Annotated in this window: 14 protein-coding genes; 10 read left to right on the top strand and 4 right to left on the bottom strand. The window is 61.4% G+C overall.

Annotation, left to right across the window (positions count from 1 at the left end; genetic code table 11):
* Positions 1 to 7 precede the first annotated feature (7 nt).
* From dcd to apbC, 3 genes are all read right to left on the bottom strand, one after another.
* Positions 8 to 574: a dCTP deaminase gene (dcd, locus tag ISP18_RS08875; protein WP_380009653.1), complete on the bottom strand. Its 567-nt coding sequence runs from the start codon at positions 572 to 574 to the stop codon at positions 8 to 10.
* A 262-nt stretch (positions 575 to 836) separates the two neighbouring features.
* Positions 837 to 1376: an NADPH-dependent FMN reductase gene (locus tag ISP18_RS08870; RefSeq protein ID WP_380009650.1), complete on the bottom strand. Its 540-nt coding sequence runs from the start codon at positions 1374 to 1376 to the stop codon at positions 837 to 839.
* Complete coding sequence (gene apbC / locus ISP18_RS08865) at positions 1373 to 2467, bottom strand: iron-sulfur cluster carrier protein ApbC (RefSeq protein ID WP_380009647.1); 1095 nt, start codon at positions 2465 to 2467, stop codon at positions 1373 to 1375. The genes ISP18_RS08870 and apbC overlap by 4 nt, the downstream gene beginning before the upstream one ends.
* A 144-nt stretch (positions 2468 to 2611) precedes the next feature.
* Between apbC and ISP18_RS08860 the strand changes: the two genes are divergently transcribed.
* The 5 genes from ISP18_RS08860 (at position 2612) to nth (ending at position 8755) form a co-directional block, all read left to right on the top strand.
* Positions 2612 to 3058: a DUF2147 domain-containing protein gene (locus ISP18_RS08860; protein ID WP_380009644.1), complete on the top strand. Its 447-nt coding sequence runs from the start codon at positions 2612 to 2614 to the stop codon at positions 3056 to 3058.
* A 295-nt stretch (positions 3059 to 3353) separates the two neighbouring features.
* Positions 3354 to 5150: an alkaline phosphatase family protein gene (locus ISP18_RS08855; protein ID WP_380009641.1), complete on the top strand. Its 1797-nt coding sequence runs from the start codon at positions 3354 to 3356 to the stop codon at positions 5148 to 5150.
* A gap of 202 nt (positions 5151 to 5352) precedes the next feature.
* The gene (gene metG, locus ISP18_RS08850; RefSeq protein ID WP_380009638.1) at positions 5353 to 7443 is read left to right on the top strand and encodes a methionine--tRNA ligase; all 2091 of its coding nucleotides are present in this window, start codon (positions 5353 to 5355) and stop codon (positions 7441 to 7443) included.
* 74 nt (positions 7444 to 7517) lie between these two features.
* Positions 7518 to 8120 carry an RnfABCDGE type electron transport complex subunit B gene (locus ISP18_RS08845; protein ID WP_380009635.1) on the top strand — a complete coding sequence of 201 codons (603 nt, stop codon included), beginning with the start codon at positions 7518 to 7520 and terminating at the stop codon, positions 8118 to 8120.
* The gene (nth, locus tag ISP18_RS08840; RefSeq protein WP_380009632.1) at positions 8117 to 8755 is read left to right on the top strand and encodes an endonuclease III; all 639 of its coding nucleotides are present in this window, start codon (positions 8117 to 8119) and stop codon (positions 8753 to 8755) included. The genes ISP18_RS08845 and nth overlap by 4 nt, the downstream gene beginning before the upstream one ends.
* Positions 8756 to 8979: 224 nt before the next feature.
* Here nth and ISP18_RS08835 read toward each other — a convergent pair whose 3' ends face one another.
* Positions 8980 to 10665: a hypothetical protein gene (locus tag ISP18_RS08835; RefSeq protein ID WP_380009629.1), complete on the bottom strand. Its 1686-nt coding sequence runs from the start codon at positions 10663 to 10665 to the stop codon at positions 8980 to 8982.
* 195 nt (positions 10666 to 10860) lie between these two features.
* Between ISP18_RS08835 and rnt the strand changes: the two genes are divergently transcribed.
* The 5 genes from rnt (at position 10861) to pstB (ending at position 15686) form a co-directional block, all read left to right on the top strand.
* Positions 10861 to 11520 carry a ribonuclease T gene (gene rnt / locus ISP18_RS08830; RefSeq protein WP_380009626.1) on the top strand — a complete coding sequence of 220 codons (660 nt, stop codon included), beginning with the start codon at positions 10861 to 10863 and terminating at the stop codon, positions 11518 to 11520.
* A 399-nt stretch (positions 11521 to 11919) separates the two neighbouring features.
* Positions 11920 to 12951, top strand: a complete 1032-nt coding sequence (gene pstS, locus ISP18_RS08825; RefSeq protein WP_380010991.1) for a phosphate ABC transporter substrate-binding protein PstS — start codon at positions 11920 to 11922, stop codon at positions 12949 to 12951.
* A gap of 104 nt (positions 12952 to 13055) precedes the next feature.
* Entirely contained in the window at positions 13056 to 14027 is a 972-nt protein-coding gene (gene pstC, locus ISP18_RS08820; protein ID WP_380009623.1) for a phosphate ABC transporter permease subunit PstC, read from the top strand.
* Positions 14027 to 14893 (top strand): phosphate ABC transporter permease PstA, encoded by an 867-nt coding sequence (pstA, locus tag ISP18_RS08815; protein WP_380009620.1) that lies wholly within the window; start codon positions 14027 to 14029, stop codon positions 14891 to 14893. Before pstC ends, pstA begins: the two co-directional genes overlap by 1 nt.
* Positions 14886 to 15686: a phosphate ABC transporter ATP-binding protein PstB gene (gene pstB, locus ISP18_RS08810; RefSeq protein ID WP_380009617.1), complete on the top strand. Its 801-nt coding sequence runs from the start codon at positions 14886 to 14888 to the stop codon at positions 15684 to 15686. The genes pstA and pstB overlap by 8 nt, the downstream gene beginning before the upstream one ends.
* Positions 15687 to 15748 lie beyond the last annotated feature (62 nt).

Genomic DNA, 15748 nt, shown 5'->3' with positions numbered 1-15748 from the left:
AGCGCGTTCAGGTCCGCGGCAAGGTCACGCCCTGCTGACCCTGGTACTTGCCGCCACGGTCCTTGTAGCTGGTTTCACATTCTTCGTCGGACTCGAAAAACAGCATCTGCGCCACGCCTTCGTTGGCATAGATCTTGGCCGGCAGCGGCGTGGTGTTGGAGAACTCCAGCGTAACGTGGCCTTCCCATTCCGGCTCCAGCGGCGTCACGTTTACGATGATGCCGCAGCGCGCGTAGGTGCTTTTGCCCAGGCACACGGTGAGCACTTGGCGGGGAATGCGGAAGTACTCCACCGTGCGCGCCAGCGCGAACGAGTTGGGCGGGATGATGCACACGTCCGCGGTCATGTCCACGAAGCTGGTCGGGTCGAACGCTTTCGGATCGACGATGGTGGAATTGATGTTGGTAAATATCTTGAACTCGCGCGCGCAGCGCACGTCGTAGCCGTAGCTGGAGGTGCCGTACGACACCAGCTTGTTGCCGTCACGTACCTTGACCTGCCCAGGCTCGAACGGCTCGATCATGCCGTGCTGCTCCGCCATACGGCGGATCCACTTGTCGGATTTGATGCTCACGCGGACTCCGGTGCTTCCAGCCGCGCCCGGCTGCTCCAGGCGCAAAGCGTCAAAAATACATGGTTGGCGGGTACGTTCGCCAGCCGTTATTACTACCCCCTCTCCCCTCCGGGGAGAGGAGCCTGCCCTCGACTCGATCGGGGGTTGGGGTGAGGGGCAAGGCTCTGGCCAGCGCCCCGATCGAGGCGACGCGCTGATCCATCTCCATGCGAGATTGCCCCTCACCCTAGCCCTCTCCCCAGAAGGGAGAGGGAATCCAGGCTTACGCTTCGATGCCTGCCTTCAGGCAACTCAATGCCATCGTTAGTTCCAAGCAACGCGCCGGATCGGCGAGGATTTGTTCCGACGTGCATCCCGCTCCCGGCAAAGCCACCGGCATCGATTCCGGCGCCAGCAACCGCGCCGACATCGTTCGCAAGATCTCGCACAACGCATCCTGCGCATGATGCGAACCACGCGCCGATGCGTTGATCAGCAACACCGGCTTGCCGGGAAATTCCAGGCTGCCCACCAGCCAGTCCAGCAGATTCTTGAATACGCCAGGCACGCCGTGGGCGTATTCCGGACAGGCGATCAGCAGCGCATCGCTCTGCCCTACCGCTTCGCGCAACGCCCGCACGCTCGGCGGCAAGTCGCCACTTTCATCGTCCGGGTTGAACAGCGGCAGCGTGCCGAGCCCTGCGTACAACGTCAGCACCAGGGCCGTCGGCGCCAATTCGCGCGCGGCGAGCAGCGCGGCGGTATTCGACGAAACACGCCGCAGACTTCCCGACAGGCACAGCACGCGCCTCGCGGCGCTCATGCCGCCGGCTGGCCCTGCACAATGATCTTGCCCAAGCCCAGCGATTTGTTGCGCGGCTGACGCGTGAGTCGGCCAGCGGTGTTCCGCGCGATGTCCCGGTAGCGCGCCGCCAGTTCGGAATCGGGCATCGCGGCCACGGTGGGATGACCGCCATCGGCCTGCTCGCGAATGCGGATGTCCAGCGGCAACGAACCCAGGTATGGCACCTGGTACTGCTCGGCCATGCGCTCGCCGCCGCCTGCACCGAAGATATGCTCCTCGTGGCCGCAGTTCGTGCATACGTGCGTGGCCATGTTCTCGACGATGCCGAGCACCGGCACTTCCACCTTCTCGAACATCTTCAGCGCCTTGCGCGCGTCCAGCAGCGCGATGTCCTGCGGCGTCGTGACGATCACCGCGCCGGCCACCGGCACCTTCTGCGACAGCGTAAGCTGGATGTCGCCCGTGCCGGGCGGCAAGTCGATGATCAGGTAATCGAGCATGTCCCAGCGCGTATCGCCGAGCAGTTGCATCATGGCCTGGGTGACCATCGGGCCGCGCCAGATCATCGGCGTTTCCTCGTCGACCAAGAAGCCGATCGACATCGCCTGAATGCCATGCGCCGTCATCGGCATGATGCTCTTGCCATCCGGCGATTCAGGCCGACCGTGGATGCCGAGCATGCGCGGCTGGCTGGGACCGTAGATATCCGCATCCAGAATGCCGACCTTCGCGCCCTCCGCCGCCAGCGCCAGCGCCAGGTTCACCGCGACCGTGGATTTGCCCACGCCGCCCTTACCGGAGGCCACCGCAATGATGTTCTTCACGTTCGGTAACGGCGCCAGCGTGCCCTGCACCTTGTGCGCGTGGATGCGGCTGGAGATGGAGATGGCTGCCGCCTCGATCGACGCATCGGCCTCCAGCGCCTGCCTGGCTTGCGCAGCCAACGATTCGCTGGCGCCGGCCGCCGGATAGCCGAGCTGGATGTCCACCGACACCCGCGCCCCATCCACGCCTACCGCGCGGACCGATTCGGCCAGCGGGGCACCGGTATGGGGATCAATAAGGTCGCCGAGAATCCGGCGCACCAGGGCTTCGTTTACCTGCGTCATGGGGAAATAGGCTGTGGTCAGACGATGCATTATGCCAGTTGGGGCCCACTACCCGACGCAGTGCACAGGTTTGCGCAATGCAGCTTGACCCACCCGGTCGCCGCTCGGCAGGCTCGCCATACGCTAACGTAGGGAGCCATGATCATGAAACGCCTGTCGCAATTTGCCGTTGCCGCCTGCCTGCTGCTGGGTTCGGCCGTTGCCTGGGCCGCCAACGACACGCCAGTAGGTACCTGGCGGCAGATCGACGACGTCACCGGCAAGCCCAAGTCCATCATCCAGATCACCGAGAACAATGGGAAGCTGGAAGGCAAAGTGATGCAAGTGCTGCTTTCCGACGACGGTCCGCACCCGATCTGCAGGAAGTGCGAAGGCGAGCGCAAAGACCAGCCGGTGGAAGGCATGGTGATCATGTGGGGCGTCAGCAAAGACGACGACGTGTGGGACGGCGGAAAGATCCTCGACCCGAAGAACGGCAAGGTTTACAGCGTGAAGCTCAGCCTGACCGATAGCGGGCAGAAGCTGGATGTGCATGGATACATCGGTATTTCGCTGCTGGGACGTAGTCAGGTGTGGGAGCGGATGCAGTAAAGCGCATCGCTCTTAGCTCCCTCTCCCCTCCTGGGAGAGGGTTGGGGTGAGGGGCAACCTCGCGATAAAGCTGCGCGAGGCGCAAAAAAGATTGCGCCAGCTTCGCTGTTGAAAAACGCCCCACTATCGCGAATTGATGTCCCGCAAAACCTTCGGTGAACTTACAGCTTCACAACACACTCACGCATCACTTCGCACTACACAAACAAGCCCGACGCTGTCATCCCACCGTCGCGCATTCGCAATCGCACCGCTGCACTGTCTCGCCCTTCTCACACCAAGGGAGGGCGTTTGTATGCGTCATGCACGTACATCGATCGTGTTGGGAATGCTTGCGGCAGCCTGTCTGAGCAGCTTGTGCACCACACCGGCGTTCGCTGCCGGCAGTGGCAATCTACTGGTGAACGGCGACGGCGAAGCCGGCACTTGCACCGCCGACTGGTCTGCCGTGAATACCGTGCCGGGCTGGACGGTGACACAAGGCAATCCGTCGACCGTCTGCTATTCGATCAGCAGTTTCAGCACGCCGGGCAACGCTTCAGGTGGCAATGCTTTCATTGCCGATGGTCCGTACGGCGATTCCGCGTTGCGTCAGAACGTCGACGTGTCGAGCGCAGCCAGCGCGATCGACGGCGGCAATATCACGTTCAATTTATCCGGCTGGGTGGGTGGCTACGCCGCCTATAACGGTCAGGCTGTGGTCACCGCGGTATTCCTCGACGCGAACGGCAAACCGCTGGGCACGCCGGCACAATTGGCCGGCGTAAATGCCACCGCGCGCAACAGCAAAACCGGTTTCATCGCGAAATCCGCCACGGGCAACGTGCCTGCAGGCACGCGCACGATTTCCGTGCTGCTGCAGTTCACCAATACGTCGGCGTCGTACAACATCGGCTATGCGGACAATCTCTCGCTGACGCTTTCCACACCGGTTACGGCTCCCACGTTGCAAGCTCCGACATCGCAGGTGCCATCCTTCGATCACGTCTTCGTAGTGATGATGGAAAATACCAACTACGACGAAGTGATCGGCGACACCACCGACGCACCGTTTATCAACAGCCTGACCAGCCAGGGCACGCTGCTTTACAACGACAGCGGCGTCTACCATCCCAGTGACGAGAACTATCTGGCGATCGCTGGCGGCGACACCTTTGTGAAGGGCGCGATCTACTATCCCAACATCAAGGTGAGCGCGCAGCACATCGGTGACGAACTCGAGACCGCAGGCAAAACCTGGAAAGCCTACGAACAAGGCATGGGCACGCCGTGCAACACCAGCAACAACTACGATAGCTATTACGAGCCGGACGATGCACCGTTCATCAACTTCACCGACATCTCCACCAACCACGCACGCTGCGCCGCGCACCTGTTAGACACCTCGCAATTGATCACCGATCTACAATCGGTAGCCACCACGCCGAACTTCGCCTGGATCGCCGCCGATGACTACTACGACGGTGAATCTTCCGGCAACGGTTCTTCCACCAGCTTGCAGGTGCAGAACGGCTGGTTGCAGCAGAACTTGCAACCGATCTTCAACTCGCCGGCGTGGACGCAGCAGCGCTCGCTGCTGATCCTCACGTGGGACGAATCGGCTTCGTCCGGCACCAATCACGTCGCGACCCTCCTGGTCGGCTCGCCCGGCACGGTGCAAAGCGGCTACGCCAGCAATGTCAGCTACAACCACTACAGCATCGGCCGCACCATCGAGAATGCGCTGGGCATCGCGCCGCTCACGCACAACGACCAGTACGCGCAACCGATCAACGACGCCTTCGTCACCACGTCCGCCATCAACGCGCCCAGCCTCGCCAGCAGCATGCCGAGCGTCGCGCAAGGCACGTACGTACACATCGACTACGCCACGCCCGTCAGCAAACTCAATAGCGAGAACTGGATCGGCATCTACGCTCAGGGCAACAGCCCCGGCAACGGTAGCTCCACCAGTTGGCAGTACACGCCGAGCGGCAGCGGCACGGCCACGTTCGACACGTCCGGACTTGCACCGGGCACTTACAGCGTGTGGTATTGCTACAACAACGGCTATACCGTGCTTGCGGGGCCGATCACGCTGACCGTCAGGTAATCCGTAGCGTCTTTCCTCGCCTCCCCTGCAATCAGGGGAGGCGAAGAGTGGGGTGAGGCACAGCCAAACATAGCCTGATCAACCTCATGGTCACGCCGTACACAACTACATGACTGCGGGTATTTTTGGCCCGTCGGCACAATGACGGGAGCCGCGCAGCAGCCATGCCATAATGCGTGGATTTCCAGCCAGCATTACGCCCATGCCCCGACGCCTACTTGTCACCCACGCCCTGCCCTACGCCAACGGCCCGCTGCACCTGGGCCATATGCTGGGCTACATCCAGACCGACATCTGGGTTCGTGCGCAGCGGATGATGGGCAGCGAGGTGTATTTCGTGGCGGCGGACGATGCCCATGGCACGCCGATCATGCTGGCCGCCGAAAAGGCTGGCGTGTCGCCGGAGGCATTCATCGACGGCATCCGTGCCAGTCATGAAGCCGACTTCGCCGGCTTCCACTTCAGTTACGACAACTACTACACCACGCATTCGGAAGAGAACCGCGAGCTGGCTTCGCAGATCTACACGCGCCTGCGCGATGGCGGCTACATCGCCAAGCGCAGCATCCAGCAGTTGTTCGACCCCGATAAGCAGATGTTCCTGCCGGACCGCTACATCAAGGGCACCTGCCCCAAGTGCGGCACGCCGGACCAGTACGGCGACAACTGCGAAAACTGCGGCGCCACCTACGCGCCCACCGATTTGATCAACCCGTACTCGGTGGTTTCCGGCGCCACGCCGGTGCTGCGCGATTCGGAGCATTACTTCTTCGAACTGGGCAAGTTCGAGTCGCTGCTGCGCGACTGGTTCGCCGGCAAGCTTACCGGCGGCAAACCGGTGGCCAATCCCGGCGTAGTGGCCAAGCTCAAGGAATGGCTGGACGGCGGTCTGAAGGATTGGGACATCTCGCGCGATGCACCCTACTTCGGCTTTCCGATTCCCGATGCGCCGGGCAAGTTCTTCTACGTGTGGCTGGATGCGCCGGTCGGTTACCTGGCCAGCTTCAAAAACCTGTGCAACCGCAATGGCATGAAGTTCGAGGATTTCCTCGCGCCGGACAGCAACACGGAAATGCACCACTTCATCGGCAAGGACATCATCAATTTCCACGGCCTGTTCTGGCCGGCGATGCTGCATGGCGCGCAGTTGCGCACGCCCACCGCGCTGCACGTCAACGGCTACCTCACAGTGAACGGTGCGAAGATGTCTAAGTCGCGCGGCACTTTCATCCAGGCGCGCACGTATCTGGATGTCGGACTCAATCCGGAATTCCTGCGCTACTACTTCGCTACGATGCTCAACGACGCGCCGGTGGACGTCGATCTCGACCTCAAGGCCTTCGAAGACCGCGTCAACTCGCACCTGATCGGCAAGTGGGTGAACATCGCCAGCCGCACCGCAGGCTTTGTGCAGAAATTCTTCGATGGACGCCTGGCCATTGGCTTCTCGGAAGAACAGAACGAGCTGTGGCAGATCCTTCTGTCGCATTACGACGACGTGCCCAAGCTGTACGAAAGCGGCGAATTCGCCGAAGCCATGCGCCGCTTCGTGCTGATCGCCGACTTGGTCAACGGCCACATCGCCGCCAAGGCGCCGTGGGTCATGGCCAAGGACGAAGCGCAGCGCGACGAACTGCATCAGGTGTGCTCGTTCGCGCTCGCCGCATTCCGCCTGCTCGGCGGTCTGCTCAAGCCGGTGCTGCCCGCCACGGTGGCAGCGGCGGAAGAATTCCTCGCCGCGCCCATCGCCGATTTCGATTCGGCCTGCGCCACGCTGCACAACCACACTATCCGCGACTTCGAGCCATTGCTTTCGCGTATCGATCCCAAGCGTATCGAAGCGATGATCGAAGCCTCGAAGGAATCACTCGGTTCCGCACCGGAACCGGAAGCCAAGAAACCCGTAAAAAAAGACAGCAAGCCCATGACCGAGACTGCAGCCCCCGCCACGCAAGAAGCCGCCATCATCAACATCGACGATTTCGCCAAGCTCGACCTACGCGTCGGCAAGGTGCTGGCGTGCGAGTTCGTCGACGGCTCGGACAAGCTGCTGCGTTTCGAACTGGATGCCGGCCCGCTCGGCAAACGGCAGATTTTCTCCGGCATTCGCGCCGCCTATGGCGAGCCGGAGAAACTGGTGGGACGCAACGTGGTATTCATTGCAAACCTTGCGCCGCGCAAGATGCGTTTTGGTGTGTCGGAAGGGATGATTCTTTCCGCTGGCGATGGCGGTAGCGATCTGTTTCTGTTGGATGCGGATCAGGGGGCGAAGCCCGGCTCCACGGTGCGCTGATTCACTTCACTTGCGCTCGTCATTCCGGCGAAGGCCGGAATGACGGTGAGGCAAAGCCAAGCATTACCACGACCATGACCACCCTCGCCGACCGCATCGACGCCCTGCTACCGCAAACGCAATGCGAACAATGCGGCTACCACGGCTGTCGCCCCTATGCGGAAGCGATCGCCAACGGCGAAGCGGAAATCAACCAATGTCCGCCCGGCGGCAGCGAGGGCATCGCCAAGCTCGCCACCCTGCTCGGCCGCGCGCCATTGCCGTTGAATCCCGAAAACGGTATCGAAAAACCACGCACGCTGGCGCGCATCGTCGAAGCCGATTGCATTGGTTGCACCAAGTGCATCCAGGTGTGCCCGGTCGACGCCATCATCGGTGCCAACAAGCTGATGCACACGGTGATTGCTGATGACTGTACCGGCTGCGAACGCTGCGTACCGGCCTGTCCGGTCGACTGCATCCTGCTGGAGCCGATGCCGCTTGCGCAGGCGAATGACCCTGCGCATGCCGATGCCGCACGCATGCATTTCCAACGCCGCGAAGCACGTCTTGCCGCACAGCTCTTGCAACGCGAGGCGGAATTGGCCGCACGCAAGGCGCACGTGCACAACGCCAGCGAAAGTGTGCTCGATGCCATCGCGCGTGCCAAAGCCAAGAAACAGGAGCCTAAGCAGTGAAGAAAACGGATGTGGTTGAACTGTTCACTCGCCTGCGCGAACTCAATCCGCATCCCACCACGGAGCTGGCCTACACCACGCCGTTCGAACTGCTAGTGGCGGTGGTGCTCTCCGCACAAGCCACTGACGTGGGCGTCAACAAGGCCACACGCAAGCTCTACCCTGTGGCCAATACGCCGCAGGCGATCCTCGATCTCGGCGAGGAAAAGCTCAAGCGCTACATCAACACCATCGGCTTGTACAACGCGAAGGCGAAAAACGTGATGGCGCTCTGCCGCATCCTGGTCGATCAATACCAAAGCGAAGTGCCGGATCATCGCGAGGCGCTCGAAGCGCTGCCGGGCGTCGGGCGCAAGACGGCCAATGTGGTGCTCAATACCGCGTTCGGCCATGCCACCATCGCCGTGGATACGCATATTTTCCGCGTCGCCAACCGCACCGGGCTGGCACCGGGCAAGGACGTGCGTGCGGTCGAGGACAAGCTGGAAAAAGTGGTGCCGAAGGAATTCAAGCAGGACGCGCATCACTGGCTGATCCTGCACGGGCGCTACGTCTGCAAGGCACGCAAACCGGATTGCCCGCAGTGCGTGATTCGCGATTTGTGCCGGTACAAGGACAAGACACCGGCAGCGTAACGCGACATGGCGACGTTGGGGTTCGCATTCGCTCACCGCCAACCTACGCGCCCAGCCTACGTCGCTGCAAAGTCGTTTCGCTCCCGCCCGCAAGCACGGGAAGGAGCGAAGCGTTCCGAGACAGCCGTGCTTCATGCACGAAAAACACCAGCGACAAAAAGCAAAACGGCGGGCCATGCCCGCCGTTTTTCCATCCTTGGGTCGAACTCCCTTCTGATAACTGATTAGAACGGGTAGTAGCGCAAGCTGGTGAAGAACATGTTGTCCGCAGCCGTCGGCGCATTGCCCTTGGCATCGGTGAACAGCTGACGCGAAGCATGCGAGAACTGCGTACCGAACTGCACGCGGCCAAACTTGCCCTGGTAGAACTTCCACCACAAGCCGATCGTCTGTTCCTTGACGCTGCGGGTCTGGCCCGTGCAATTGGTGGCCGAACCGTACACCAAGCAGTTGGCGTTGTTGTAGCCGAGGGCAGCAGCACCATAACCGAGCGGCAGACCGTTCACGCCGGAGGTCAGGTAGCTGTCCTCCTGCTCGCGGCCACCGGTGGCGTACACATCGAGGGCATCCGAGGCATGCCAGGTCAGCGTGCCGAGCGCCATGCTTTCCTTCAGCGGACGCGGAGCGCCACTCGTCGTGTAAGTGATGTCGTTGAGACCCGCCGTGCCATAACGACCAATGCCCTTGCCGGTCATACCCGAAAGCTGGAAGTCCAGGACCTTCGGAACCAGCGGCAGCAGCATGCCGATACCGAAACCGCTACCGTGCGCGGTCTGATTGGTGGTGGCGCCAGGACCACCGTTGGCGGCAGTCGGCGTGACGCGGGTGGTGAATTGGCGCGAAATGCCGAACAGCTCGTAGTGACCCCAACCCGGATCAGCCGCGAACTTCACGATGATGTCCGGAATCTGGTTGATCGACACCGTGTTGAGGGTGTCATAGAGCGAGCCGGCCTGGACCGTGGCGGTCGTCGTCGCATAGCCCTTGGTGCCCGTACCTGCCGTAGAGCCGATGCCCGCCGTCGCCGGATTTTCCACCGAGATACCCAACCACCACTTCTTGTCCCAATCCTTCACGATGCGCAGCTGAGTCTGGCGAGCCCAGGTAAAGCCCACGTTATATTGCGCGTCGATGGTGGGCGGCAGCACTTCCTTGGACGGAGTGATACCCACGCTATCGAGGGTCAGCAACGACCAAGCCTGACCACCCAACAAGTGCAGACCGTAGTCGTTCCAGTCGATGCTGGTCCACAACTGGCGAATACGCATGTTGAACGAGTTGCTCTCGTTCATGTTCGCCGTCTGGGCGCCACCGAGGAAGTCCGTCTCGTAGTAGCCCGTCACGTGAGTGGAGTCATTGATGTCGCCTTCCGCCTTGATCGACAGGCGGCTCTGGCGCGCGCTGTACAAGAACTGGTCGTTCTTGGCGTTGGTGACTGGATAGGTGGTAGTAGCGCCGCTGCCCGTATTGATCGGCGCGGTGCTCGTACCACCCATGAAAGGAATGGCCGTGAACTTGGTGGCCACGTCATCGGCGGTGTCGCGCGAACGGTACGCCGTTTCAGCCGCCAGGAAGCCGCCGAAGGTCCACTTCACACCACCGGAGCCACCGAGAATGTCACCCTTAGGCGCGGTTTGCACAGCAGCCACTTGCTTCTGCGTGGCCTGCACCTGAGCCTGCGTTGCCTGCACAGATTGCGCGGTTTCAACCTGCGCCTGCTGCGATGCCTGCTGCTGCGTCTCCAGGTCTTGAACCTTCTGCTCCAGTGCCGCGATTTCTGCCTTCATCTGCGCCAGGTCGGACGCACTGATGGACACCTTCTTGTTCGACGTCTGAGCTGACACAGTCGCCGTAACGCTGGTCAGGCCCAAACCGGCAGCGATCGCCACCGTGAGCATCTTGGAACGCATGTTGTTATCTCCGCTAGATCAAATGAAACCGCGCGGCATCACAGTCCTTCCCCTGGAGCGGCCTGCGGGCTAGGCAAATGATCGAGCGGGAGCTTTACCGTTAGATGGATGTTATGTGACAAAACGAAGACAAACCGTACGGTCCGTCATCCAGCAGCCACAGCGAAGGTCATGCTCCACTGATATGCTTGCTGGATGGAGCAGCTCAATAACAGCCTGGCGGCCCGCATGGCCGACCGTTTCCGCGGCTTCCTGCCGGTGATCGTGGACGTGGAGACCGGTGGCTTCGACGCCGACCGCGATGCCCTGCTTGAAATAGCCGCTGTCACGATCGGCATGGACCAAGAGGGCATGCTTTACCCGCATCCGGTGGTATCCACACACGTGGAGCCTTTCCCCGGCGCCAACATCGACCCACGCGCGCTGGAAATCACCGGCATCGACCCGGACAACCCCTTGCGCGGCGCCCTGCACGAGCGCGCAGCGCTGGATCACATCTTTCAAGCCGTGCGCGCGGCGGTGCGCGGCAACGAATGCCAGCGCGCGATCCTGGTAGGTCATAACGCCGCGTTCGATCTTGGCTTTATCAATGGAGCCGTGCGTCGCGTCGGCCACAAGCGCAACCCGTTCCATCCTTTCAGCTGCTTCGACACGGCCAGCCTCAGCGGCCTGATCTACGGGCAAACTGTGCTGAGCAAGGCCGTGCAAGCCGCCGGCTACATCTTCGATTCGCGCGAGGCGCATTCGGCGGTCTATGACGCCGAGCGCACGGCACTGCTGTTCTGCCGCATCGTAAATCGGCTGCGCACGTTGGAATTGTTGGAGCTGGAGCGAGTGGGCACGGTGTTGCCCTAGATAAGCGCTATAAGCGCGCTCAGGACAAGACGACTTGTGTAGGGAAACACCCCCACGAGCTGCATATATATAAGTGGGGCAATCCCACATTATTTGCACGCTGCGTTTAGCGGTGCCTACGTCCTGAAAGCGGAGACGCTTTTCAACAGCGAAGCTGGTCAATCCATTTTCGCATTTGCCCAAAAACAAGCTGAATTTCCGCTTTCGCGAGCATGACGGCGATGAAGATACTCGCGCTTCGCGTGGCACTGGGGTGTCTGTTTTTTGTAGCTTTTCCCCTCAAGATTTTACGATTGTCATCAAGATGACATATTTGTCTCATCTCATTGCAACACCTAGCCTCTGCAATAGACGGGTCGTAGGCATTACTCGCCACTTCCCTCCAAAGGAGCCACTGTGTTGACCTCTTTCAAACTTCCGTCTCGCCTCGGCGCGCTCGCCCTCGTGATCGCCGCCTCCCTGATCGGCACGACGGCTCAGGCCACCGACATCACCGGTGCAGGCTCCAGCTTCGTCTATCCGGTCATTTCCAAATGGTCGGCCGCCTATGCGGAGAAGACCGGCAATCACATCAACTATCAGTCGATCGGTTCCGGCGGCGGCATCGCCCAGATCAAGGCCGGCACGGTGGATTTCGGCGCTTCGGACATGCCGCTGAAGGCAGAAGACCTCGCCAAGTTCGGCCTGGGACAGTTCCCTGACGTGATCGGCGGCATCGTGCCGGCGTTCAACGTGGCTGGCATCGCAGCCGGCACGCTGGTGCTGGATGGTCCGACCCTGGCTGACATCTACCTCGGCAAGATCACCACCTGGAACGACCCGGCCATCGCCAAGCTCAACCCCGGCGCGCACCTGCCCAGCTCCAAGATCTACGTGGTGCATCGCTCGGACGGTTCGGGCACCAGCTTCAACTTCACCAACTATCTCTCGAAGGTGAGCGCGGATTGGAAGGCCAAAGTGGGTGAAGGTACGGCCGTGCAGTGGCCGACCGGCATCGGCGGCAAGGGCAACGAAGGTGTGTCCGCTTATATCAAGCAGATCCCCAACTCCATCGGCTACGTCGAATACGCCTACGCCAAGCAGAACGGCCTCAACTCCGCGAAGATGAAGAACGCCGCCGGCAACGTGGTTGACCCCACCATCGCCAGCTTCCAGGCCGCCGCCAACACGGCTGACTGGAAGAGCGCGAAGGATTTCAACCTGCTGATGACCAACGCTCCGGGCAACGATGCATGGCCGATCACCGCCACATCATGGGTGATCATGTACAAGACGCCGAAGAACCTCGCCAACACCAAGGTGTCCTTCGACTTCTTCAAGTACGCCTATGAGCAGGGCCAGGACGCGGCACGCGCGCTGGACTACGTGCCCCTGCCCGCCTCGCTGGTGCAGCAGATCGAAACCTACTGGGCCACCGAGTACAAGAAATAAACTGCCAGCTGTCGCAAGGACAGCAGCAGTGTGACTCCTGCGACGCGCGCAACGTCTTGTTGCGCGCGTCGTGTTGATTGAAACCAATGCGGAAACACCCAAGCATGTCTGCGATAAGTGCCGAACCGCTTCCTCGCGATACCGAACACCGTTCGCGCACCGATGCCCGTCACGATCTCCTGTTCCGGTTCCTGCTGCGCCTGTGCGCCTTGCTGGTGTTGGGGGCGCTGCTCGGCGCGGCACTGTCCACGCTGTGGGGCGGCCGTGACGTATTGTTCCACGATGGCCTGCGCTTCCTGTTCAGCTCGGAATGGAACCCGGTCGAGAATAAGTTCGGCGCACTCGCGCCCATCGTCGGCACGCTGGTCACTTCGTTGATTGCGCTGATTCTTGCGGTGCCGGTGAGTTTCGGCATCGCGCTCTTCCTTACCGAGATCGCGCCCAGTTGGCTGCGCGGCCCGGTCAGTGCGGCGATTGAACTGCTGGCCGCGATTCCCTCCATCATTTATGGCATGTGGGGCCTGTTCGTGTTCGTGCCGTTCATGGCCAGCATCGAACCGACGCTTGCCGACACGCTCGGCAATATTCCTGTCATCGGCAACCTGTTCCAGGGGCCGCCGCTGGGCCTTGGCCTGCTCACCGCGGGCATTGTGCTGGCCATCATGATCTTGCCGTTCATTTCCTCGGTGATGCGCGAAGTGTTCCAAACCGTGCCCGCGCGGCTGAAAGAATCTTCTTACGCCCTGGGTTCCACCACCTGGGAAGTCGTGTGGGACATCGTGCTGCCGTATACCCGCTCGGCGGTCATCGGCGGTATCTTTCTCGGTCTGGGCCGCGCGCTCGGCGAAACCATGGCGGTAACGTTCGTGCTGGGCAATTCGTACAACCTCACCGCGTCGCTGCTGATGCCGGGTACGTCCATTTCTTCCAGCATCGCCAACGAATTCAACGAAGCAGTGGGCCTGCATCGTTCCGCGCTGATCGCGCTGGGCTTCCTGCTGTTCGTGGTGACCTTCATCGTGCTGCTGATCGCACGCCTCATGCTGCGCCAGCTCGCTCGCAAGGAGGGTCGCTGATGGCCGCCATCCATACCCGTCGCCGCATCGCCAACATCGTGGCACTGATACTCAGCGGCCTAGCCACTCTGATCGGTCTGATTTTCCTGGCGTGGATCCTGTGGATCACCGCGCAGAACGGCGTGGCCGCGCTGAAACCCTCCCTATTCACCAAGATCACCGCTTATGCCGACCAGGGCGGCCTGGCCAACGCCATTGTGGGCAGCCTGATCATGGACCTAATGGCGTTGCTGATATGCGCCCCGATCGGCGTACTGGCCGGCACCTACCTGGCCGAATACGCCAGCGCCAGCAAGCTCGGTGCTTCCATCCGCTTCCTCAACGACATTCTGCTGTCGGCGCCGTCAATCGTGCTGGGCTTGTTCGTGTACGTGATCATTGTGCTGCCGATCTCCGACATGACTCACGGCGCCATCTCGTTTTCCGCGTTCGCCGGCAGCGTGGCGCTGGCGCTGATCGGCCTGCCGGTGATCGTGCGCACCACCGACGAAATGCTGCGACTGGTGCCGGGCACGCTCCGCGAGGCGGCGCTGTCGCTGGGCATTCCACAGTGGAAGCTCACCGTGCAGGTGCTAATGCGCGCGGCGTTCTCCGGCATCCTCACCGGCGTGCTGCTAGCGCTTGCCCGCCTGGCCGGCGAAACCGCGCCACTGCTGTTCACCGCGTTCGGCAATAACTTCATGACGGTGCATCCGCTGGACAAGATGGCCAGCATGCCGGGCACCATTTATCAGTACACCAACGATCCGAACCCGGCGCTGCATGCGATCGCCTGGGCCGGCGCGCTGCTTATCACCCTGTTCGTGCTGGCGCTGAGCCTGCTGACCCGCATCATGTTTTCGCGCAAAAAGGTGAGTTATGAATGACCTCGCCGCCGCCGCTGCGGCTCCCCTGACCGGCGCCACGGCGCCCAAACTGAAAGTGCGCGACGTGCACTTCTACTACAACGGATACCACGCGCTGAAAGGTATCCACATGGATATTCCCGAAAAGCAGGTCACCGCGATTATCGGGCCGTCCGGCTGCGGCAAATCCACCCTGCTGCGCATCTTCAACCGCATCTATGCGATCTACCCGAAGCTGGAAGCGAAAGGTTCGATCGAGCTCGACGGCGAGAACATCCTCGACCCGGACTACTCGATGAACCGCCTGCGCACCAAGGTGGGCATGGTGTTTCAGAAACCGGTGCCGTTCCCGATGACGATCTTCGAGAACGTGGCCTATGGCATCCGTCACCACGAACGGCTGTCGCGCGCGGACATGGATATCCGCGTGGAGCAGGCGCTGCGCAGCGCCGCGCTGTGGGACGAGGTGAAGGACAAGCTCAAGCAGAGCGCGCTCGGCCTTTCTGGCGGTCAGCAGCAGCGCTTGTGCATTGCGCGCGGCATCGCGCTGCGTCCCGAAGTGTTGCTGCTGGACGAGCCTACTTCCGCGCTGGATCCGATCGCCACCGGCCGCATCGAGCAGTTGGTGGAAGAGCTCAAGCACGAATACACCATCGTGATCGTCACGCATAACATGCAGCAGGCGGCACGCGTATCCGACCGTACCGCGTTCATGTACATGGGCGACCTGATCGAATACGACAATACGGAAAAGATCTTCACCAAGCCGGGCAAGAAGCAAACCGAGGACTACATCACCGGTCGCTTCGGCTGATCGCTTTCTGCGCCCTCTCCGCTCTGGGGAGGACAATTCATCCTTCCCTTTCCCAAAGGGGA

The sequence above is a fragment of the Dyella humi genome (assembly GCF_044904605.1).
GTDB classification, from domain to species: domain Bacteria; phylum Pseudomonadota; class Gammaproteobacteria; order Xanthomonadales; family Rhodanobacteraceae; genus Dyella_B; species Dyella_B humi.
This window is presented reverse-complemented; position numbering and strand designations above follow the sequence as displayed.

Excerpts from the sequence above, each read along its gene's own strand:
- pstA (WP_380009620.1), top strand. The coding sequence starts at position 14,027 with ATGGCCGCCATCCATACCCGTCGCCGCATCGCCAACATCGTGGCACTG.
- apbC (WP_380009647.1), bottom strand. The coding sequence starts at position 2,467 with ATGACGCAGGTAAACGAAGCCCTGGTGCGCCGGATTCTCGGCGACCTT.
- ISP18_RS08870 (WP_380009650.1), bottom strand. The coding sequence starts at position 1,376 with ATGAGCGCCGCGAGGCGCGTGCTGTGCCTGTCGGGAAGTCTGCGGCGT.
- ISP18_RS08860 (WP_380009644.1), top strand. The coding sequence starts at position 2,612 with ATGAAACGCCTGTCGCAATTTGCCGTTGCCGCCTGCCTGCTGCTGGGT.
- pstB (WP_380009617.1), top strand. The coding sequence starts at position 14,886 with ATGAATGACCTCGCCGCCGCCGCTGCGGCTCCCCTGACCGGCGCCACG.
- metG (WP_380009638.1), top strand. The coding sequence starts at position 5,353 with ATGCCCCGACGCCTACTTGTCACCCACGCCCTGCCCTACGCCAACGGC.
- pstC (WP_380009623.1), top strand. The coding sequence starts at position 13,056 with ATGTCTGCGATAAGTGCCGAACCGCTTCCTCGCGATACCGAACACCGT.
- rnt (WP_380009626.1), top strand. The coding sequence starts at position 10,861 with ATGGAGCAGCTCAATAACAGCCTGGCGGCCCGCATGGCCGACCGTTTC.
- ISP18_RS08855 (WP_380009641.1), top strand. The coding sequence starts at position 3,354 with ATGCGTCATGCACGTACATCGATCGTGTTGGGAATGCTTGCGGCAGCC.
- ISP18_RS08835 (WP_380009629.1), bottom strand. The coding sequence starts at position 10,665 with ATGCGTTCCAAGATGCTCACGGTGGCGATCGCTGCCGGTTTGGGCCTG.
- ISP18_RS08845 (WP_380009635.1), top strand. The coding sequence starts at position 7,518 with ATGACCACCCTCGCCGACCGCATCGACGCCCTGCTACCGCAAACGCAA.